Origin of the sequence: Janthinobacterium sp. LM6 (assembly GCF_002002885.1) — a bacterium.
Taxonomy (GTDB): domain Bacteria; phylum Pseudomonadota; class Gammaproteobacteria; order Burkholderiales; family Burkholderiaceae_D; genus Janthinobacterium; species Janthinobacterium kumbetense.
Genome location: NZ_CP019510.1, coordinates 379,490 through 400,300, shown reverse-complemented (window position 1 = coordinate 400,300; position 20,811 = coordinate 379,490). Strand labels below are relative to the sequence as shown.

18 protein-coding genes are annotated in these 20,811 nt (G+C 63.5%); 10 read left to right on the top strand and 8 right to left on the bottom strand.

The window, feature by feature from the left end:
- Window positions 1–124 precede the first annotated feature (124 nt).
- The 6 genes from BZG29_RS01680 to BZG29_RS01655 form a co-directional block, all read right to left on the bottom strand.
- A complete protein-coding gene (locus BZG29_RS01680) occupies window positions 125–1,267 on the bottom strand; it encodes a sugar ABC transporter permease (protein WP_077398401.1) in 1,143 nt (380 codons plus the stop codon).
- Entirely contained in the window at window positions 1,264–2,847 is a 1,584-nt protein-coding gene (gene xylG, locus BZG29_RS01675) for a D-xylose ABC transporter ATP-binding protein (RefSeq protein ID WP_077398399.1), read from the bottom strand. Before xylG ends, BZG29_RS01680 begins: the two co-directional genes overlap by 4 nt.
- A gap of 110 nt (window positions 2,848–2,957) precedes the next feature.
- Entirely contained in the window at window positions 2,958–3,959 is a 1,002-nt protein-coding gene (xylF, locus tag BZG29_RS01670; RefSeq protein WP_034783813.1) for a D-xylose ABC transporter substrate-binding protein, read from the bottom strand.
- A gap of 64 nt (window positions 3,960–4,023) precedes the next feature.
- The gene (locus BZG29_RS01665) at window positions 4,024–5,811 is read right to left on the bottom strand and encodes an IlvD/Edd family dehydratase (protein ID WP_077398397.1); all 1,788 of its coding nucleotides are present in this window, start codon (window positions 5,809–5,811) and stop codon (window positions 4,024–4,026) included.
- Entirely contained in the window at window positions 5,808–6,575 is a 768-nt protein-coding gene (locus tag BZG29_RS01660) for an SDR family oxidoreductase (RefSeq protein ID WP_077398395.1), read from the bottom strand. Before BZG29_RS01660 ends, BZG29_RS01665 begins: the two co-directional genes overlap by 4 nt.
- Before the next feature lie 27 nt (window positions 6,576–6,602).
- Window positions 6,603–7,760: a fumarylacetoacetate hydrolase family protein gene (locus BZG29_RS01655; RefSeq protein WP_077398393.1), complete on the bottom strand. Its 1,158-nt coding sequence runs from the start codon at window positions 7,758–7,760 to the stop codon at window positions 6,603–6,605.
- A 376-nt stretch (window positions 7,761–8,136) separates the two neighbouring features.
- On the opposite strand from BZG29_RS01655, the gene chvE reads away from it, so the two are divergent.
- From chvE to mmsB, 3 genes are all read left to right on the top strand, one after another.
- Window positions 8,137–9,213, top strand: coding sequence for a multiple monosaccharide ABC transporter substrate-binding protein (gene chvE / locus BZG29_RS01650; RefSeq protein ID WP_070279936.1), 1,077 nt, complete (start codon window positions 8,137–8,139; stop codon window positions 9,211–9,213).
- Between the two features lie 113 nt (window positions 9,214–9,326).
- Window positions 9,327–10,868: a multiple monosaccharide ABC transporter ATP-binding protein gene (gene mmsA / locus BZG29_RS01645; RefSeq protein WP_077398391.1), complete on the top strand. Its 1,542-nt coding sequence runs from the start codon at window positions 9,327–9,329 to the stop codon at window positions 10,866–10,868.
- Complete coding sequence (mmsB, locus tag BZG29_RS01640) at window positions 10,858–12,075, top strand: multiple monosaccharide ABC transporter permease (protein WP_077398389.1); 1,218 nt, start codon at window positions 10,858–10,860, stop codon at window positions 12,073–12,075. The genes mmsA and mmsB overlap by 11 nt, the downstream gene beginning before the upstream one ends.
- A 61-nt stretch (window positions 12,076–12,136) precedes the next feature.
- Here the strand turns inward: mmsB and BZG29_RS01635 are convergent, their stop codons facing one another.
- Both BZG29_RS01635 and BZG29_RS01630 read right to left on the bottom strand, forming a co-directional pair.
- Window positions 12,137–13,768, bottom strand: coding sequence for an NAD(P)/FAD-dependent oxidoreductase (locus BZG29_RS01635; RefSeq protein ID WP_077398387.1), 1,632 nt, complete (start codon window positions 13,766–13,768; stop codon window positions 12,137–12,139).
- The gene (locus BZG29_RS01630) at window positions 13,768–15,279 is read right to left on the bottom strand and encodes a polyamine aminopropyltransferase (protein ID WP_077398385.1); all 1,512 of its coding nucleotides are present in this window, start codon (window positions 15,277–15,279) and stop codon (window positions 13,768–13,770) included. The genes BZG29_RS01635 and BZG29_RS01630 overlap by 1 nt, the downstream gene beginning before the upstream one ends.
- Before the next feature lie 60 nt (window positions 15,280–15,339).
- On the opposite strand from BZG29_RS01630, the gene BZG29_RS01625 reads away from it, so the two are divergent.
- The 7 genes from BZG29_RS01625 to rsgA all read left to right on the top strand — a co-directional run bounded on the left by BZG29_RS01625 (window position 15,340) and on the right by rsgA (window position 20,774).
- On the top strand, window positions 15,340–15,726 hold the full coding sequence (locus BZG29_RS01625) for a DUF350 domain-containing protein (protein ID WP_077398383.1): 387 nt from the start codon (window positions 15,340–15,342) through the stop codon (window positions 15,724–15,726).
- Between the two features lie 27 nt (window positions 15,727–15,753).
- Window positions 15,754–16,788 (top strand): SPFH domain-containing protein, encoded by a 1,035-nt coding sequence (locus tag BZG29_RS01620; RefSeq protein ID WP_077398381.1) that lies wholly within the window; start codon window positions 15,754–15,756, stop codon window positions 16,786–16,788.
- Between the two features lie 20 nt (window positions 16,789–16,808).
- On the top strand, window positions 16,809–18,272 hold the full coding sequence (locus tag BZG29_RS01615) for a DUF4178 domain-containing protein (RefSeq protein ID WP_077398379.1): 1,464 nt from the start codon (window positions 16,809–16,811) through the stop codon (window positions 18,270–18,272).
- Window positions 18,269–18,439, top strand: coding sequence for a hypothetical protein (locus BZG29_RS28035; RefSeq protein WP_157814714.1), 171 nt, complete (start codon window positions 18,269–18,271; stop codon window positions 18,437–18,439). The genes BZG29_RS01615 and BZG29_RS28035 overlap by 4 nt, the downstream gene beginning before the upstream one ends.
- Before the next feature lie 2 nt (window positions 18,440–18,441).
- Window positions 18,442–18,813: an adenosylmethionine decarboxylase gene (gene speD, locus BZG29_RS01610; RefSeq protein WP_077398377.1), complete on the top strand. Its 372-nt coding sequence runs from the start codon at window positions 18,442–18,444 to the stop codon at window positions 18,811–18,813.
- A 63-nt stretch (window positions 18,814–18,876) separates the two neighbouring features.
- Window positions 18,877–19,431, top strand: coding sequence for a hypothetical protein (locus BZG29_RS01605; protein ID WP_077398376.1), 555 nt, complete (start codon window positions 18,877–18,879; stop codon window positions 19,429–19,431).
- A gap of 275 nt (window positions 19,432–19,706) precedes the next feature.
- Complete coding sequence (gene rsgA / locus BZG29_RS01600; protein WP_077398375.1) at window positions 19,707–20,774, top strand: ribosome small subunit-dependent GTPase A; 1,068 nt, start codon at window positions 19,707–19,709, stop codon at window positions 20,772–20,774.
- Window positions 20,775–20,811 lie beyond the last annotated feature (37 nt).

Below are 20,811 nucleotides of genomic sequence, written 5' to 3'. Positions count from 1 at the left end.
TCGGGGCCTCGAAAAACCGTAGCGAGCGGTCCAATATCGCCTTGAGTAGCGCAAGCGTACGAAGGTACGCTGAGCAACGCAGAGGCGATAGTGGGACGCGCAGTAGGTTTGTCGAGGTTCCCCGCTATCTACGCCCCGCTCGCGTGCTGACATCGACCCACACGGCCAAAGTGAGGATACTGCCTTTCACGATCATCTGCCAGTAAGTGTCCACGTCCAGCATGGACATGCCGTTATCCAGGCTGGCCATCACCAGCGCGCCGATCAGGGCGCCGTACACGGTGCCCGAGCCGCCGCGCATCGAGGTGCCGCCGATGAAGCAGGCGGCGATGGCATCGAGTTCGCTGAAGGTGCCGGCCGAGGGCGAACCGGCCGCCAGGCGGCCCGTGTTGATCAGGCCCGCCAGCGCGCACATCAGGCCCATGATGCCGAAGATCCACAGCTTGACGGCTTTGACGTTGATGCCGGACAAACGCGTCGCCTCCATATTGCTGCCGACGGCGTAGATGCGGCGGCCGAACACGGTCTGGCTGGTGATGTAGCTGAACAGTCCCAGCAAGGCCAGCAGCAATAGCACGGGCAGCGGGATGCCTTCATAGCCGTTCAGGGTCTGCACGAAGGCATACAGCACGGCGCCGATGACGGCCAGGCGCAAGCCGTCGGCCCAGGGCGCCGTCTGCGGCAAGCCATGCTGCGCGCGGCTGGCGCGCGCGCGCCACGTCAGGAAGGCGGCCAGCAGGAACAGGCCGATGCCCAGCACGACGCCGGGCACCGCGGGCAGGTAGCCCTGTCCCAGGTAGACCATCGGCTCGGAAACGGGGGCGATCGTGATGCCGCCAGTGATGCCCAGCAGGATGCCGCGGTACGCCAGCATGCCGCCCAGTCCGACGATGAAGGAGGGGATGCCCCGGTATGCCGTCAGGTAGCCATTGAGCAAACCTATCACCAGGCCGCAGCCAAGTACGGCCATCAGGTTCAGCGCCAGCGGCCAGTGCTGCGTCACGTCCAGCACGGCGGCGATGCCGCCCAATAAGCCCAGCAGGGAGCCGATCGACAGGTCGATCTCGCCGGCGATAATCACCAGCACCATGCCGCAGGCGAGGATGCCGGTGACGGACATCTGGCGCAGCAGGTTCGACAGGTTGCGCGGCGTGAGGAAACTGCCCTGCGTCTTCCACGAAAAGAAGGCCCAGATCAGCGCCACGGCGATCAGCAGGGCCAGCATCTTGTATTGGGTGAACAGCTGTTTGATACTGTGCGGTTTCATGCTGCGGGTTCCTTGTTTGCGGTGTTGGCGGCAGGTGCCGGGCGCTGGTCCAGCGCCGCCGCCAGCACGGTTTCCTGGCTCAGGCCATCGTTGATAAAGTCGCCGCGCAGGCGGCCTTCGCCCATCACCAGCACGCGGTCGGACACGCCCAGCACCTCGGCCAGTTCCGACGAGACCATGATGATGGACACGCCACGGTCGGCCAGCGCCAGCATCAATTTGTAGATTTCATATTTGGCGCCCACGTCGACGCCGCGCGTGGGCTCGTCGAGGATCAGCACGCGCGGGCGTGTCAGCAGCATCTTCGCCAGCACGGCCTTTTGCTGGTTGCCGCCCGACAGGCTCGTAATCGGCAGCGACGGACTGGCCGCCTTCAGTTCCAGCTGGGCGATCTCGCCACGCACGGCCGTCAATTCCGCCTCGCCATCGATGCGCGTGGCGCGCGCGAATTCTTCCAGCACGGCCAGGGTGATGTTCTGTCCCACGTCGAGGTCGGGCACGATGCCGTGGTGCTTGCGGTCTTCCGGCACCATGGCCAGGCCCATGGCGATGGCCTTTTGCGGCGAACCGGTATCGATTCTCCGGCCATCGAGCCACACTTCGGCCTGGCACGGCCCCTGGTAGGCGCCAAACAGGGCCGAGACGAGTTCCGTGCGCCCCGCCCCCACCAGACCGGCGATGCCGAGGATTTCGCCCTTGCGCAAGGTAAATGACACATCGTCGACGCGCTTGCGCTGCGGGTTGTCGGCGTCGATGCAGGTCACGTGGCGCGCCTCGAACAGCACCTCGCCGATGGCTGCCGACACATTGTTCCCCGCTGCCCGCTGCGGATACAGCTGGCTCATTTCGCGGCCCACCATCTGCGCGATGATGCGCTCGACGTTCATCTGCGCCATCGGCGTGGTGGCGATATGCCTGCCGTCGCGGATGACGACGATGGTGTCGCAGATGGCCGCCACTTCATCGAGCTTGTGCGAAATGTAGATGCAGGTGACGCCCTTGGCCTTCAACGCGCGCAGGATATCGAGCAGTACGGCGATTTCCGACGCCGTCAGCGACGACGACGGCTCGTCGAGGATCAGCAAGCGCGCATTCTTGTTGAGCGCCTTGGCGATTTCCACCAGCTGCTGGTGGCCGCCGCCGTAATTCATCACCGGCTGCGCTACGTTCAGTTCGGGAATTTTCAGTTCACGCAGCAGCTCGTCGGCGCGCTTGTACATGGCCGCGTAATGCATGCGCCCGCCGGGCAGGGTGAGTTCGCGGCCCATGAAGATATTCTCGGCCACGGACAGCTGCGGCACCAGCATCAGTTCCTGGTGGATGATGATGATGCCCGCATCTTCCGTGTCGCGGATCGATTGCGCGCGCAGGGGCTTGCCATCCCACAGTATGTCGCCATCCCAGGTGCCGTGCGGGTACACGCCGGACAGCACCTTCATCAGGGTCGACTTGCCGGCGCCATTCTCGCCGCACAGGCCGATGCACTCGCCGGCCCGCACCTGCAGGTCGATGCCGTCAAGCGCACGGACACCGCCAAACTGTTTGACGATGCCTTTCATTTCAAGCAGATATTCAGACATCTGAGCTCACATTCATTCACCAAGAAGCAAGAGAAATCAGGGGTCAGTCCCTGCGGGATCGGAGTGCGCCCCAGTGAGGCGTACTCCCCCGGCGGGTCTGACCCCAGCTTTTAGTTGCCCAACTGAGCTTTGGTGTAGAAGCCGTCATCGACGAGAATGTTCACGTTCGCCTTGGTCAAGGGCGTAGGTTTCAACAGCACCGTGCTGACTTTTTTCAGGCCGTTGTCATAGCTGGAGTTGTAGGCCGGTTTTTCATTGCGCGCCAGTTGCACGGCCAGTTTGGCCGCTTCCGAAGCGATGGTTTTCAGGGGTTTGTAGACGGTCATCGATTGCGTGCCGGCGATGACGCGTTTCACCGCCGCCAGATCGGCGTCCTGGCCCGAGACCGGCACCTTGCCGGCCAGCTTTTGCGCGGCCAGAGCCTGGATGGCGCCGCCGGCCGTGCCGTCGTTCGAGGCGACGATGGCGTCGATCTTGTTGCCGTTGGCCGTCAGCGCGTTTTCCACGATGGACAGCGCTTCGGTGGCGCTCCAGTCCTTCACCCACTGCTGGCCAACGATCTTGATGTCACCCTTGTCGATGAACGGTTTGAGTACCTTCATCTGGCCTTCGCGCAGCATCTTGGCGTTGTTGTCGGTCGGCGAGCCGCCCAGCAGGTAGTAGTTGCCCTTTGGTTGCAGCTTGGTCACGCCTTCGGCCTGCATTTCGCCCACTTTCTCGTTGTCGAACGAGATATACGCGTCGATATCGGCGTTCAGGATCAGGCGGTCATACGACAGCACCTTGATACCGGCCTTTTTCGCTTCCTTGACGGTGTTGTTCAATACCGTCGCGTTGAACGGCACGATCACCAGCACGTCAACGCCGCGCGAGATCAGGTTTTCGATCTGCGAAATCTGGCGCTGCTCGCTGGCGTCGGCCGACTGCACGAAGACCTTGGCGCCCTGCTTTTCAGCAGCGGCGATGAAGAAATCGCGGTCGCGCGTCCAGCGCTCCACGCGCAAATCGTCGATGGAGAAGCCGATCTTCGGGTTTTTCGCATCGGCCAGGGCGGCGCTGCTGCTCAATGCCAGCATGGCGGTCATGATGGCTGCACTGATGATCTTGTTCATTGTGTGTCTCCTTGTGGATTTTATTAACAACGTTTTGAACTACGGGTGCTTCTGAAATCTATGCTCAATGGTTGTGGCGTGGCAGGGTCTGTCCCACGGCGCGGTATTTCAGCGCCAGCTCCATGCAGGCGCCCGTTTCCAGCTGGCCCACGCTGGCGCGGTAGATCTCCTGCCATGGCGTGGCGCTATCGTTGACGGGCGGCGGCAGTTCTTTGGCGCGGCGTGCCAGTTCGTCAGCATCGACCAGCATGTCGCAGCTGCCCCCGTTCAAGTCCACGCGGATCATGTCGCCCGTGCGCAGCAGCGCCAGGCCGCCGCCCACGGCGCTTTCCGGCGACGCGTTCAAAATCGAGGGACTGTCCGAGGTGCCCGACTGGCGCCCGTCGCCCAAGGTCGGCAAATTCAGAATGCCGGCCTTGAGGAGCGCATCGGGCGGCTGCATGTTGACCACTTCGGCCGAACCGGGCCAGCCGACAGGGCCGGCGCCGCGCATGACCAGCATGCAGCTGTCGTCGATGCCCAGCGTCGGGTCGTTGATGCGCTCGTGGTAGTCGTTTGAACCGTCAAAGACGATGGCTCGCGCCTCGAACACGCCCTCGCTGCCGGGGCGCGACAGGTAGCGCTCGCGAAAAGCGGGCGAGATCACGCTGGTCTTCATGATGGCGAAGTCGAACAGGTTGCCCCGCAAGGCCATGAAACCGGCCTTTTCCTTCAGCGGCGCGGCAAACGGGCGGATCATCTCGCGGTCCGCGCTCTCGCGCCCGGCCAGGTTTAGCGCCATGCTCTGGCCCGTAACCGTCAACCGGTCCGCATGCAGCAAGCCCGCCTGCTGCAGCTCCCACATCACGGCCGGCACGCCGCCGGCCCGGTGGAAGCGCTCGCCCAGGTATTTGCCGGCCGGCTGCATGTTCAACAGCAGCGGCACGTCGTAGCCATGTTCCATCCAGTCGCTCGAATGCAGTTCCACGCCCGCGTGACGGGCCATGGCCATCAGGTGCGGCTGCGCGTTGGTGGAGCCGCCGATGGCCGCGTTGACGATGATGGCGTCCAGAAAGGCCTCGCGCGTAAGGATGCGCGACGGGCGCACGTCCTCATGCGCCATGCCGACGATGCGGCGCCCCGTTGCATAGGCGATCTGGCCCCGCTCGCGGTATGGCGCGGGGATGGCCGAACAGCCCGTCAGGGACATGCCCAGCGCCTCGGCCAGCGCATTCATGGTCGATGCCGTGCCCATGGTGTTGCAGTGGCCGGCCGACGGCGCCGAGGCAGCGGCAATCTGCAGGAACTTGTCGTTGTCGATCAAGCCGGCGGACAGCTGGCGGCGGCCTTTCCAGATGGCGGCGCCGGACCCTACCAGTTCGCCGTCCATCCAGCCATCGAGCATGGGACCGCCCGACAGCACGATGGCGGGAATGTCCACCGTGGCGGCGGCCATCAGCTGGGCCGGCGTGGTCTTGTCGCAGCCCGTGGTCAGCACCACGGCGTCGATCGGGTAGCCATGCAGGATTTCCACCAGGCCCAGATATGCGAGGTTGCGGTCCAGCGCGGCCGTCGGACGGCGGCAGTTCTCGAAGATCGGGTGCAGCGGGAATTCCATCGGGATGCCGCCCGCATCGCGGATGCCGTCGCGCACGCGCTGCGCCAGTTCCAGGTGGATGCGGTTGCAGGGGCTGATATCGCTGCCGCTTTGCGCAATGCCGATGATGGGCCGGCCCGAACGCAGCTCCTCTGCCGTGATGCCGTAGTTCATGAAGCGCTCCAGGTACAGCGCCGTCATGTCGATATGGTCGGGATTGTCGAACCAGTCCTGCGAGCGGAAGCGCCGCGCCTGGCCTTGGGCGGGTATGCTCATGCGCCGTACCAGCCTGCGTCGACGTAGTATTCGCGTCCCGCGCACTTGGCCGCGTTGTCGGACGCGAGGAACAGCGCCAGTGCCGCCACGTCTTCCGGCTCCACGCGCAGTTGCAGGCATTGTCCCTGCAGGATCACGGCTTCCGCTTCCGGCGTATGCCACAGCCGCTCCTGACGCGGCGTGCGCACGGCGCCGGGAATGATGCAATTGACGCGGATACCGTCGACACCCAGGTCGCGCGCCAGGCCGCGCGTCAAGCCCTCGATGCCGGCTTTCGCCGTCATGTAGATCGACAGCCGGGCCTGCGCCAGGTGCCAGGAAATCGACCCCAGGTTGAGGATCACGCCGCCGCCCTTGGCGCGCATGGCCGGCGCCACGGCCTGGGCGCAGAAATACTGGTGGCGCAGGTTGACGGCGATACGCTCGTCCCAGTAGGCGGGCGTGACGTCCTGCAGCTGGTGGCGGTCATCATTGGCCGCGTTGTTGATGAGGATATCCGTGGCGCCCGCACTGTGCTCAATCTCGGCAAAGGTGGCGGCCAGGGCGCCCAGGTCCGTCAGGTCGCAATAGCGGAAAACCGGCGGCTGCTGCAGGTGCGCCAGCTTTTCCTGCAGCGCCAGCGACGCGTCGCGGGCGATGTCGAGAAAGGTGACGTGGGCGCCCTGGCGCGCGAACGCCTCGACGATGGCCACGCCGATGCCGGTGCCGCCGCCCGTGATGACGACGCGCTTGCCGGCCAGGCTGGGATAGATTGCATGCTGCATGGTGTCTCTCTTTTTAAAAAAATCGGATCAAAGCAAACCGCGACGGGCCAGGTTCTGGTACAGCGCGCGCACGCCGAACGTCCAGGGAGGGATCGCATCGCAGCGCTGCACTTCGTTGACCAGCGCGCCCAGCGCGGCGCTGGCAATCGTCACCCGGTCGCCCAGGTGGTGCGTAAAGCCGCCGCCCTGCGCGCCGCGGTCCTTCACGGGCGAGAACATGGTCCCCAGGAACAGCATGAAGCCGTCCGGATAGTGGTGGTACTGGCCTGCCGTCTGGCGCACCAGGTCCAGCGGGTCGCGGCTGATCTCGCGCATGAAGCTGGCGCCTTCGAGCACAAAGCCGTCGTCCGCGCCCTCGATCAGCAGCGACACTTCCGCCTGGCGCACGGTGTCGAGCGTGAAGTGTTCGTCGAACAGGCGGATGAAGGGGCCGATGGCGCAGGAGCCGTTGTTGTCCTTGGCCTTGCCCAGCAAGAGGGCGCTGCGCCCTTCGATGTCGCGCAGGTTGACGTCGTTGCCCAGAGTCGCTCCCAGCACCTCGCCGCGGCTGTTGACGGCCAGGACGATCTCCGGCTCCGGGTTGTTCCAGGCCGACGATGGCAGCAAGCCCACCTGCGCGCCGCAACCCACCGACGACATCGGTTGCGCCTTGGTAAACACTTCCGCATCGGGGCCGATGCCCACTTCCATGTATTGCGACCAGGCGCCGCGTTGTTGCAGCTGCTGTTTCAGGCGCTGCGCCGCGTCCGAGCCCGGTTTCAGGGCCGACAAGTCGCCTCCCAGCGTCGTTTGCAGGGCGGCGCGCAGGCTCGCCGCGCGTGCCGCGTCGCCGCCCGCCTGCTCCTCGATCACCCGTTCCAGCAGACTGACGGCGAAGGTCACGCCGCAGGCCTTGACGGCCTGCAGGTCGCACGGCGCCAGCAGAAGCTCGCCTGCCGGTGCGGCCAGCGCCTGCTCCAGCAGGGCCTGCACGGAGCCAAGCGCGATTCCGGGTGCATGGCGGGCGATATCGAGCGCATCGCTGCGCTCGAACAGCTCGGCCACCGTCGCCACCGTCTGCGTGATGTCGACCACCTCGCCGCCACGCACGGCGACGACGCAGGGGCCGTCACGCCAGATGCGGCCGAGGAGGAGGGCCTGCGCCAGGTCGGCGGGCAACAGGGAGGCGGGAGAAATCGGCTGCATGGCAAGCTTTCAAAAGGTCGTGACGGGATGGCTGGTCTTCAAGTTCGGACCGATTCTGCGCGCCGCCCTGTGTCGCCGCAATTACGAAAATCACCAAATTGAATGATGATTATTGGTATTGCAGTGCACCAAAAAAAGTCGCTGACCGGCCCCCGATTCCGCCCTGCCAGCAGGCGGGAAAGCGCGCAATGGCGCATTGCATCAATTGGCTTATCGATACCGTTTTGGATATCGCCAATGCGAAAAAAGTGATTGGTGAGGGATGGATGGACAAACTAGTATCAGCCGTGGCCTGCAATCGGCCATCCGCACGGAGCCCGCCCGGTGGGACGACAGCCCTGGCACATTCAACTATCGAAGACGGTGGAGACCTGAAATGAAAACAACAATGAAAATGCTGACCGCGAGCCTGGCGCTGGCCATCTCCGGCATGGCGGTAATACCCGTGGCAAGCGCCGCCGACAAGGGCGCGATCGGCATCTCGATGCCGACCAAGTCGTCCATGCGCTGGATCGCCGATGGCGACAACATGGTCAAGGTATTCAAGGAGCGCGGCTACAAGACGGACTTGCAGTTTGCCGACGACGATATCCCGAACCAGCTGGCGCAGGTGGAAAACATGATCACCAAGGGCGCCAAGGTGCTGGTGATCGCCGCCATCGACGGCACCACCTTGTCCAACGTGCTGCAAAAGGCGGCCGACAAGGGTATCAAGGTCATCTCGTATGACCGTTTGATCCGCGGCACGAAAAACATCGATTACTACGCCACCTTCGACAACTTCCAGGTCGGCGTGCTGCAAGCGGGCTATATCGAATCGGCGCTGAAACTCAAGGAAGGCAAGGGCCCGTTCAACATTGAACTGTTCGGCGGCTCAGCCGACGACAACAACGCGCACTTCTTCTACAACGGCGCGCTGTCGGTGCTGAAACCGTACATCGACAGCGGCAAGCTGGTGGTGCGCTCGAAGCAGATGGGCATGGAAAAGGTCGCCACCCTGCGCTGGGATGGCGCCGTGGCGCAGGCGCGCATGGACAACCTGCTCAGCGCCTACTACGGCAATGCGCGCGTCGACGCGGTGCTGTCGCCGTATGACGGCTTGAGCATCGGCATCCTGTCGTCGCTCAAGGGCGTCGGCTACGGCACGCCGAAACAACCGTTCCCCGTCGTGACGGGCCAGGATGCGGAAATCCCGTCGGTGAAATCCATCATCCGCGGCGAACAGGCATCGACCGTGTTCAAGGACACGCGCGAACTGGCCAAGGTAACGGCGAACATGGTCGACGCGATGATGAGCGGCAAGACGCCGACCGTCAACGATACCAAGACCTACAACAACGGCGTCAAGGTGGTGCCATCGTACCTGCTGAAACCCGTCACCGTCGACAAGGCGAACTGGAAGCAGGTACTCGTCACCGGCAGCGGCTACTACACGGAAGCGCAAGTGAAATAAGCATCCAAGGTACTGAAGGCCCGGCGCTGCCGGGCCTTTCGCTTCATGCACGATCAAGAACAAGACTGCCGCACGACCGATGCCGACCAGCGCGGCCGTGCCAGAGAGGTTATATGACGAACACTATCCTGGAAATGCGCGGGATACGCAAAACATTCCCGGGCGTCGTTGCGCTCGACAATGTCAACCTGCGGGTACGCAGCGGCGAGATCCACGCCATCGTCGGCGAAAACGGCGCCGGCAAATCCACACTGATGAAAGTGCTGAGCGGCGTCTACGGCCATGGCAGCTATACGGGCGACATCGATTACCTGGGCCAGACGCGGCACTTCCGCGGCATCAAGGACAGCGAAGAAATCGGCATCATCATCATCCACCAGGAACTGGCGCTGGTGCCCCAGTTGTCGATCGCCGAGAATATCTTCCTCGGCAACGAACCGTCCAGCATGGGTGTCATCGACTGGGAATACGCGCAAGCGAAGACGCGCGAACTGCTGCACAAAGTCGGCCTGAAAGAGTCCCCGGACACCCTAATCACGAACCTGGGCGTGGGCAAGCAACAGCTGATCGAAATCGCCAAGGCGCTGTGCAAAGACGTCAAGCTGCTGATCCTCGACGAGCCGACGGCCAGCCTGAACGAAAGCGACAGCGCGGCCCTGCTCGACCTGCTGCTGGGCCTGAAAGCGCAGGGCATCGCCTCGATCCTGATCTCGCACAAGCTCAATGAAATCTCACGGGTCGCCGATGCCATCACGGTGCTGCGCGACGGCAACACGGTCGACAGCTTCGACTGCCGCGTGGAGCCCGTCAGCGAAGACCGCATCATCGAAAAAATGGTCGGGCGCGAGATGGCCGACCGCTATCCGCCGCGCACGCCCACCATCGGCGAGACCATTTTCGAAGTGCGCGACTGGCGCGTGTTCCATCCCGAGCATGCCGACCGCCCCGTCATCAAGGGCATCAACATGCATGCCAAAAAGGGCGAGATCATCGGCATCGCCGGCTTGATGGGCTCCGGGCGCACGGAACTGGCGATGAGCATTTTCGGCCGCGCCTACGGCCAGCGCATCAGCGGCACGGTGCTCAAGAATGGCCAGGAAATCGACGTCAGCACCATCGGCAAGGCGATCGCCCACGGCCTCGCGTATGTCACGGAAGACCGCAAGGGCCTGGGCCTGATCCTCGAGGAAGACATCCAGAAGAACACCAGCCTGGCCAACCTGGACGCGATTTCGCAGCACATGGTGATCGACGAGCAGCGTGAATTCAGCGTGGCCGAGGAGTTCCGCCGCAAGCTCAAGACCCGTTGCTCGAGCGTGGCGCAGAAGGTGGTCAACCTGTCCGGCGGCAACCAGCAGAAAGTGGTGCTGGCGAAGTGGCTGTTTTCGCGCCCCGACATCCTGATCCTCGATGAACCGAGCCGCGGCATCGACGTGGGCGCCAAGTACGAGATCTACAGCATCATCAGCGAACTGGCCGCCGAAGGCAAATGCATCATCATGATTTCCTCGGAAATGCCGGAACTGCTGGGCATGTGCGACCGGATCTATGTCATGAACGAAGGCCGCTTCGCGGCAGAACTGAGCGCGGCAGAAGCATCGCAGGAGCGCATCATGCGCGCGATCGTTACACACGGAGAAAACAATGGACAATAAACTGACAGCGGGAACGGCGGCAGGCGCCCCCCCCGGCACCGCGCCGCAAGCGAAAAGCTATGCTGGCTTTTTGAAGAACAATATGCGCGACTACGGCATGCTGCTCTCCCTGATCGTCATCATGGGCTTTTTCCAGTACATGACCGACGGCACCCTGATGCAGCCGCTGAACCTGACCAACCTGGTGCTGCAAAACAGCTACATCGTCATCATGGCGCTGGGCATGCTGATGGTCATCGTGGCCGGCCATATCGATTTGTCCGTCGGCTCGGTGGTCGGCTTCGTCGGCGCACTGGCGGCCGTCCTGATCGTCAACTACAACATGAACTTTGTCGCCGCCAGCATCATCTGCCTGCTGGCCGGCGCCGTCATCGGCGGCGCGCAAGGCTATTTTGTCGCCTTCTTTAAAATCCCGTCCTTCATCGTCACCCTGGCCGGCATGCTGGTGTTCAAGGGCCTGACCCTGGCCCTGCTGGCGGGCCAGTCGGTCGGCCCCTTCCCGGAAGGCTTCCAGATGCTCAGTTCGGGCTTCCTGCCCGACCCGTTCGGCGGCGAAAACCTGCGCGGCCTGTCATTGCTGCTGGGCGTGATCGCCGCCGCGGCGCTGATTATCACCTCGCTGCGCAGCCGCGCCAAGCAACTGAAGCACGGCATGGAAAACGAACCGCGCGCCTTCTTCCTGCTGAAAAACGCCATCTTCGCCGCCGTGATGGTGTATTTCAGCTACCTGCTGGCGTCGTACCGCGGCTTTCCCAACGTGCTGGCCGTGATGTCGCTGCTCATCGTCGCCTACACCTTCATTACCAACCGCACCGTGTTGGGCCGGCGCGTGTATGCCGTGGGCGGCAACGAGAAGGCGGCGCGCCTGTCCGGCATCAAGACGGAACGGGTCAGCTTCTACACCTTCGTCAACATGGGCATGCTGGCCGCGCTGGCCGGTTTGATCTTCGCGGCGCGCCTGAACACGGCCACGCCAAAGGCCGGCACGGGTTTCGAGCTGGACGTGATCGCCGCCTGCTTCATCGGCGGCGCCTCGGCTTCGGGCGGCGTGGGCAAGGTGATGGGGGCCGTCATCGGCGCCTTCATCATGGGCGTGATGAACAACGGCATGTCCATCATGGGCATCGGCATCGACTACCAGCAGGTGATCAAGGGCCTGGTGCTGCTGGCGGCCGTCTTCATCGACGTGATCAACAAGAACAAGTAGACCGGTTCGAGCCTTAGGGGGCTCTGGCCGGCGCTTGCGCCGGCCTTTTTCATTGATATCCTCATGTGGAAGCCAGGCGCGCCGCCCTGTCCCCCCACCACGCCGCTTCCTCGAACACGGAAAAGCCCGACAGATCGGCATGCGCAAACAGGATGGCGCCGTCGTGTTCGCGCAGCGCCTTCAGCCCCGCATTGCTGCGAAATCCCGGCAACGGTGCGGCCATGGCGTGGCCGCGCACGGTGATGTCGACCCGTTCGACGCAGCTGGCAAAATCGCGTCCATACGCCGTCTTCAAATCGACGCTGGCCAGCGCCAGCAATTCCTCGGGCGTGGCCACATCTAACCACTTGCGCGCTTCCTGCGGCGTGCGGTCGGACAGGGCAACATAGGCGCTGAAGACGGTTTTCTCGGGCGGACGCACGCGGATATCCTGGTGCGTGGAGACGACATAGCCGAGGCCCGGTTCCTGGTACACCACGTTGTCCCAGCACAGGGGCGCATGCGGCAATTCGTCGGGAAAGCGTTTCAGTAAAAAATTCGCCACCAGCCACGGCGCATACGCGGGCGTATCGCGTTTGAGGTCGAAGCCATAGCTGGCGATGTCGTTGACCACGCGCGCCGCCACATACAAGGGCATGGCGCAGATGGCCTTGCGCGCCTTGACCAGGTAGGTGCGCGGCTGGCCGTCGACCAGTTCCAGGCACAGCGCCTCCACGCCCTGCTCCGTCGTCCGCACGGAAACCACCGTGCCCGCATGACGCTTGACACCTGAGGCCTGCTCCATGGCCGTGGCCACGGGCTGCATGCCGCCCGGCCAGGTCAGCCACGCGCCATTGCCGGCATTGGCCGCCTGGCCCCAGCGGCTGCAGTAGTAATGCAGGCCCGCCCAGGCCGAAACCTGGTCGTAGCGCGTGCCGTAGTCGTCGCGGCAGCAGTAATTCAAATACCAGTGCAGGGTGGGCGAGGTATAGCCTTCGCGCTCCATCCACTGCTTCAAGGTGATGGTGTCGAGCGCCTGCCAGGCCGGGTCTTGCGACGATGCCACGGTCGGGAACACGAAGACGCGTTTGCCGTCGTTGCCATGCGCCTGGCGCAGGCGCCGCACCTCGGCAAAGAAGCGTTCATGCTGCGCCAGTTCCGCAGGCGGCACACCTTCGGTGGGAATGAAGCCGTCCTGCCAGTGGCCGTTGAACAGCAGGCGCTCTTCCGGCGCGTGCAGGATGAAACGCTCGTCGTAATATGGTTTTTCCGCCTGCGGGTAGCGCTGGATGATGCCCAGGTCGAACAGGATCTCGCGCACATGCGTCGATTCGGGCGAAGGCAGCGGCAGGTAATGGCCGCCGGTCGGATAGGCCAGGTCGCCGAACTGCCCGCCGGCCGCGTTGCCATACGGCTGGGGACCATCGATCATGAGGAAATCCTTGTGCCCCAGTTTATTCAAGCGCCAGGCCGCCGTCAGGCCGGCGATCCCGGAGCCGAGGATGGCGACATCCGTGGCGACGGTTGCCGAGGGTGCCGGCAGCGCCGTGCGCTCGCGCAGCAGCTTGCGCAAGTAATGCCCCTCGCTACGGCCCGGATACAGCACCTTGGGCGTGATTTCCTGCCAGCGCAGATACGCGGCGATGCTGCCGATGCCAGCGGCTGCCGCTGCCGTGCCGCCGGCGGCCCACAGCATGAAGGAGCGGCGCAGCATCAGCGGATCACCCGGTTCCAGTCCTGCTCGAATTCATGCACGAGCGACTGGGTATTCAAGCGATTCGGCGCCATGGGCAGCGGCTGCATGTCGGGCGGGAAGATGAACATCTCGCGCGTGGTGTCCGCATTCAGGTAGCGCATCGGCAGGCGATAGCTGGTTGGCGGTGTGTAGTCGAGCTGGGGCGAAGCCAGGATAAAACCCCATTCGCCGAACGAGGGCACGTAGGCGTGGTAGGGCCAGGTGCGCATGCCCACTTCGCGCAGGGTCGAATTGATGGTCCAGTAGGCGTGCGGCGCAAAGAAGGGCGACGTCGATTGCACCACCATCAAGCCTTTGGCGGCCAGGTGTTTTTTCACCAGGTCGTAGAACGGCACCGAGTACAGTTTGCCGAGCGCGAAGCTGGACGGGTCGGGGAAATCGACGATGGCCGCGTCGAACATGTCGCCGTTGTTGCGCAGCCAGACGGCGGCATCGGCGTTGACGACGGTGACACGCTTGTCCGAGAACGAATTGTTATTTAACTTTGCCAGTTCTGGGCGCGTGGTAAACGCGGCCGTCATGGCAGGGTCGAGGTCGACCACGGTGACGTGTTCGATGTGTGGATAACGCAGGATTTCGCGCAGTGCCAGGCCATCGCCGCCGCCCAGCACCAGCACGCGGCGCGCCCACGGCAACGCTTCCAGCACGGGATGCACCAGCGCCTCGTGGTAGCGGTACTCGTCGCGCGAGGAAAACTGCAGGTTGCCGTTGATGTACAGCCGCGTATCGTCCTTCCAGCGCGTGATCACCAGGCGCTGGTAGGGTGTGGTGGTCGAGTACACGATCTGGTCGCCGAACAGGCCATGTTCGCCCCAGGCCACCATGCGGTCCGACATGGCAAAGCCGGCCACCAGCACCAGCATCACGGCGCAGGCGCGCAGCAAACGTCCTGTGAGATTTTTCAGCTCAGCGCGGAACACATAAATGCTCCACAGGCCCACGCCCACATTGAGCATGCCGAACAGGAAGCCCGTGCGCACCAGGCCCAGGTACGGCGACAGCACCAGTGGGAACAGAAGGGACACGGCCAGCGCGCCCAGGTAATCGAATGTCAGCACGCGGCTGACCAGTTCAGAAAATTCCGTCTGGCGCGTGTTCAGGGCGCGCATCACCAGTGGCACTTCCATGCCGACCAGTGCGCCGATCAGGAACACCATCACATACAATAAGGTGCGAAATGGCGCAGCCATCCACGAAAAAGTCATAAACAGGATGGCAGCCGACAGACCACCGATCAAGCCCACGGCCAGTTCGATGTCGACGAAGCGCGAGAGCACGTCATCGTCCTTTACATACTTGGAAAAGTGAGCGCCCACACCCATCGCGAACAGGTAGCAGCCAATGATGGTGGAAAACTGCAGGATGGAGTCGCCAAGCAGGTAGCTGGACATGGCGCCGGCGATCAGCTCATACGCGAGGCCGCAGGAGGCGACCACGAAGACGGACAAAATCAGAATCTTTTTGTTCATGGGGCTTTTTTTTGTTCTAATATGCGTTGACGTTATCAAATACTCATTGTGAGGAATGCCGTGCCCGCCATCCTAAACTATCTGATCCATCTTTTACTGGCCGCCGGGCTGCTGATTGTATTTTTTATCATCTACACGCGCGTCACGCCGTATAACGAAGTGCTGCTGATCCGCCAGGGCAATCAGGCGGCGGCCCTGTCGCTGGGCGGCGCGCTGCTGGGCTTTTCCGCCACCATCGCCTCGTCCCTGATGCACACGGCCGACTACCAGCAATTCTTCGCCTGGGCCTTCGGCGCCATGGTGGTGCAATTGCTCGCCTATGTGGTCACCACGCGCCTGCTGCGCATGTCGAAAGACCAGATCGAATCGAACAACAGCGCCTTCGGCGGCCTGCTGGCCGCCATTTCCCTGTCGATCGGCGCCATCAACGCCGCCTGCATTTCCTGACGTTTTACCTCATTCAAGGACACCATCATGAGCCTCGGCAGCTTTATCAAGAAGCAGTTTATCGACGTACTGCAGTGGAACGAAGAGACGGAAGGCGTGCTGGCCTGGCGTTTTCCCATGCAGGATTTCGAGATCCAGAACGGCGCCATCCTGAATGTGCGCGAATCGCAAGTGGCCGTCTTCGTCAATGAAGGCAAGATCGCCGACGTCTTCGGCGCCGGCACGCACAAGCTGACGACACAGACCTTACCCTTGCTGACCAACCTGAAAAACTGGGACAAGCTGTTCGACTCGCCCTTCAAGTCGGACGTGTATTACTTCAGCACCCGCGTGCAGACGGGCCGCAAGTGGGGCACGCCGCAGCCGATCACCATCCGCGACAAAGATTTCGACATGATCCGCGTGCGCGCCTTCGGCATGTACTCGTACCGCATCGCCGACGCCCGCACCTTCTTCACCGAGATCAGCGGCACGCGCGAAGTGTATACACGCGACGAGGTGGAAGATCAATTGCGCGGCATTCTGATGTCGAGCATGGCCAGTTCCTTGGGTGGCGCGAATGTGCCCTTCCTCGACATGGCGGCCAACCAGGCGCTGATGGCGCAGGAGGTCAAGGATGGCCTGGCGCAGGCGTTCGCCCGCTATGGCGTGGGCCTCGATGAATTCAACGTGGCCAGCATCAGCCTGCCCGAGGAATTGCAGGCGGCGCTCGACGAGCGCATTTCCGCCGGCATGAAGGGCGGCCTGGGCGCCGACAAGATGAGCGGCTACACGAAATTCCAGGTGGCCAATGCGATCCCGCTGGCGGCGCAGAACGAAGGCGGCATGGCCGGCATCGGCGCCGGTCTCGGCGCCGGGCTGTCGATCGGCCAGGTGATGGCGCAAAGCATGGGTGGCGCCTTGCAGCAGCCCGCCCCGGCACCGGCGGCGCCACCGGCCCCCGCAGAAGAACCGATCGAGGCGCGCCTGGAAAAACTCAAGGGCTTATTGGACAAGGGGCTCATTTCGCCGGCCGACTATGACGGCGCCAAGGCTGAACTGCTGAAAAAACTGATCGGCTGATTAGAGCGAAATACGACTGCATGCAAACTGTTTCCTGTCCTAGCTGCGGCGCGGAAGTTCACTTCCGCTCGCACGCTTCCGTGCTCGCCGTGTGCGAGTACTGCCACAGCACCATCCTCAAGGACGCCGATTCCCTCAGGGACGTGGGCAAAATGTCGGCCGTCCTGGAAGACTATTCGCCGATCCAGATCGGCACGGCCGGCGTGCACGATGGCGTGCACTTCACCGTCGTCGGGCGCATCCAGCAGCGCTACAGCGCCGGCACGTGGAACGAGTGGTATCTGCTGTTCGACGACGCCAGCACGGCCTGGCTGGGCGACTCGTCCGGCCTGTACACGCTGACGCGCGAACGCAGCACGCAAGGTACCTTACCCGTCTTTGGCGAGCTGGCGCCGGGCAAGCGCTACACGATCTGCGGCGAGCCGTACACGGCGGCCGAGATCCGCAGCGCCGAATGCATCGCCGGCCAGGGCGAATTGCCGTTCAAGGTGGGCGCCGGCTGGCGCATCCAGGTGGCGGATTTCCGCAACTACGCCAGCTTTGTCACGCTCGACTACACGGACGGTCCGCATCCCGTCGTCTACCAGGGCGTCGCCGTCACCCTGGACAGTTTGAAGTGCCAGTTGCTGCGCGACGACGATGCCATCGCCAAAAGCGCCGGCAAGTACCGCGGCAAGCTCGATGCGCTCGACTGCCCGTCCTGCGGCAGCGGCATTAAGTATGTGCCCGGTGCGGCGGCGCAGCTGGTGTGCCCCGCCTGCCACGCGCAGCTCGACGCCAGCGGCCCGGAAGCGCAGGTGCTGGCCATCGGCAAGCAGGTGCACGACAACGCCGACATCACGCTGGAGCTGGGCGCCAGCGCGAAGATCAGCAATGTGGATTTCACGGTGATCGGCATGATGCGCCGCGCCGACGACGAAGGCAGCGAGTGGAACGAGTACCTGCTGTACAACGCGCGCGCCGGCTTCTTCTGGCTGGTGGAGACGGACGATGGCTGGTCGCGCTCGAACGTGCTGCCGAACTGGCCCAACTGGGCGTCATTGGACGCCGATACCTGCACGCTCGATGGCGCCACCTACCGCAAACTGTATGACTACGGCTCGCAGGTCGTGTATGCGGCGGGCGCCTTCAACTGGAAGGTGGCCGTCGGCGACAGCACGCGCGTGTTTGAATTCGAGCAGGGACAGACCAAATTAGCGGCGGAGCTCACCGGCGAGGAAATGACCTGGTCGCGCTCCGCGCCCGTTGCCTATGACCAGATGGCCGCCTGGTTTGGCGCCGCCTTCCATGGCGGAGCCAACGTGCAGAATATCCATCTCAGTCATCGCGGCATCGCCAAGGTCTTCATCGTCATCGTGCTGGTCTTGAATGCGATCCCGATGTTTGTCTCGTTCTCCAGCACCCTGATGTGGAGTTTTCTGGGCTGCCTGGCGCTGTTCCTGCCGGCCGCTTTTCTCGACAAGAATGCAAAGAATCCCCCATGAGTAAATACGTGATCTATGCCCTGATGGTGACCTTCAGTGTCACGGCCGCCAACTGGGTGCGCATGTTCAAGGTAGCCGGCAGTAGCAGCGGCAGCAGCTGGAGTTCGCGCACGGGCAGCGGCGGCGGCAGCTATGGCGGCGGCTCCAGCGGCGGCAGCCACAAGTAAGCATGACAGCCACACCGCATCTGCCTCTGGGCACCCATTTGCTGGCCGATCTATCGGGCATCGCACCGGAACGCCTGCGCGACTGTGCCGCGCTCAAGCGCCTGCTGCGCGACGCGGCCGTCGCGGCCGGCGCCCAGGTGCTGCACAGCCATTTCCACAGCTTTGGCACGGGCCAGGGCGTCACGGGCGTGGTGCTGCTGGCCGAATCGCACATTTCCATCCACACCTGGCCCGAATGCAGCTTTGCCGCCGTCGATATCTTCATGTGCGGCGCGGCCCGGCCGCAACTGGCCATGGACGTCGTCAGGGAGGCGCTGCAGGCGGCGCACTGCCAGCTGCAGTCGGTGCGGCGCGCGCCGCCCGGCCAATCCTAGCGTCGCTGGTGGATCGCGGGGGGATCGCTTACACTGTCGGCTCATATCCCAACCGTGACTCCCATGCGCCGTTCCGCCCTCCTTGCCCTGCCCCTGCTGCTGCTGGTTTCAGCCTGCAACGACTACACGGCGCCCAGCCTGTACCAGGCCACCACGCCCGAGTGCAAGACGTGGACGGAAGGCTCGCGTTTCGAGCTGCCGCGCGGCATCAGTATCTATGCCACGCCGCCCGTCACGCTGAAGGATGGCGGCACGGAGCTGGCGCTGATTTTTACTCTTCCCATCGGCACGCAAGCCAGTTTTACGCGCCTGTCCTTCCTGCTGGAAGAACCAAAACAGCAGCCCTTCGCCGAAGCCAAGGTGCTGACCATCTACCAGCGCGGCATGAACCGCAAGGCAGAGATCGTCGACGTCATCGAGCAGCTGCCCATCATGTTTTCCGCCGTCGGTTCGAGCGCCGAAACCCAGTGGCGCTTGCGGCTGCAGCTGCCGCGCCAGCTGCCGCAGCGCTTTGATTTATCCATGCCCGACATGCTCGTCGCCGGAAAGCGCTACCCGGTGCGCACCTTTACGTACCGCTATTTCCCCGAGCGCAGCGCCTACGGCATGTGCAGCTGAACCACGCCATCCATTGACGGCGACGCGCGCCGCTGGCACACTGGCGTTATACCTCACACAACAGGAGTAGACAACATGCGCCATTCGGATACTGCCGTGCTGTCGGCTGCCTGATCACGGTCTTTCCCCGCTAAGACACTTAGCCCGCAATTGCCCATACGCGTGATCGCGTAGCCGACTTCCCTTTCTTTCGTGCCAGTCATCGCGACTGGCGGTGCCTGCACGCGCAGGCTTCACGTCCGCACGCGGACGACAGAATTTGGAATCACGCTACCATGATCGCATTCGATTTTGCGCAACTACGCCTTATCGGGCTGCAGCAGGCCATCGCCGGCGCAGCCACCCAACTCGACATCTCTTCCCCTGCCGCACAACTGCTGCGCGTAAGCGCCGTCCACCGCGACAGCATTCTCGTGCACGACGGCACCCAGGAACACCCGGCACAGGTCCTGCCGCGCCTGCTGTACGCGCTACTGGCGCAGGACACCATCGTCACGGTCGGCGACTGGGTCGTCGCCGAACACGATGGTCACGACACGCTGTGGATAACGGCACACTTATCCCCAGTCACGCAAATTTCCCGGCGCGGCAATGACGGCCGGCGGCAAGTGCTCGCCAGCAATGTCGATACGGCCCTGCTAGTGATGGGACTGGACGGGGATTTCAACCCGCGCCGGCTGGAACGCTATCTGGCCATCGTGCTGGCAGCCCAGGTCAGCCCCGTGGTGGTGCTGAGCAAGGCCGACGTGGCCGACGACGTGCCGGGCAAGCTGGCGCAACTCAAACAGCGCCTGCCGCCCCACGTGCCCCTGCTTGCCATCGACACGCGCCATGCGTATGACGTGGCCATCCTGGAGCCCTGGCTGGGTACTGGCCAGACCCTGGTGCTGCTCGGTTCATCGGGCGCCGGCAAGTCCAGCCTGACCAATACCCTGTCTGCGACGCAACAGGCAACCAACGGCGTGCGCCATGGCGATGGGCGCGGACGGCATACGACGACGGCGCGCTCGCTGCACCTGTGCGCCAGCGGCGCCTGCATCATCGATACCCCGGGCTTGCGCAGCTGGCAGGCCGACGCGGATGCGCAAACCCTGGCGGCCACGTTTAACGACATCGCGGCGCTCGCCTCGACGTGCCAGTTCCGCGACTGCCAGCACGCCAGCGAACCAGGCTGCCAGGTGCGCGGCGCCGTCGATGCGGATCGGCTGCGCAATTATCACAAGCTGCTGCGTGACGCCCGGCGCGGCGAGGAGACGCCACTCGAACGCATCGCCGCACGCGCCAAGTGGAAGACAATATTGAAGGCGGGGCAGGAAAGGAGCAGGCAGAAGCGCCAGGAATAGTCGTTAAAGCATAAAAAAAGGCAGCCCGAAGGCTGCC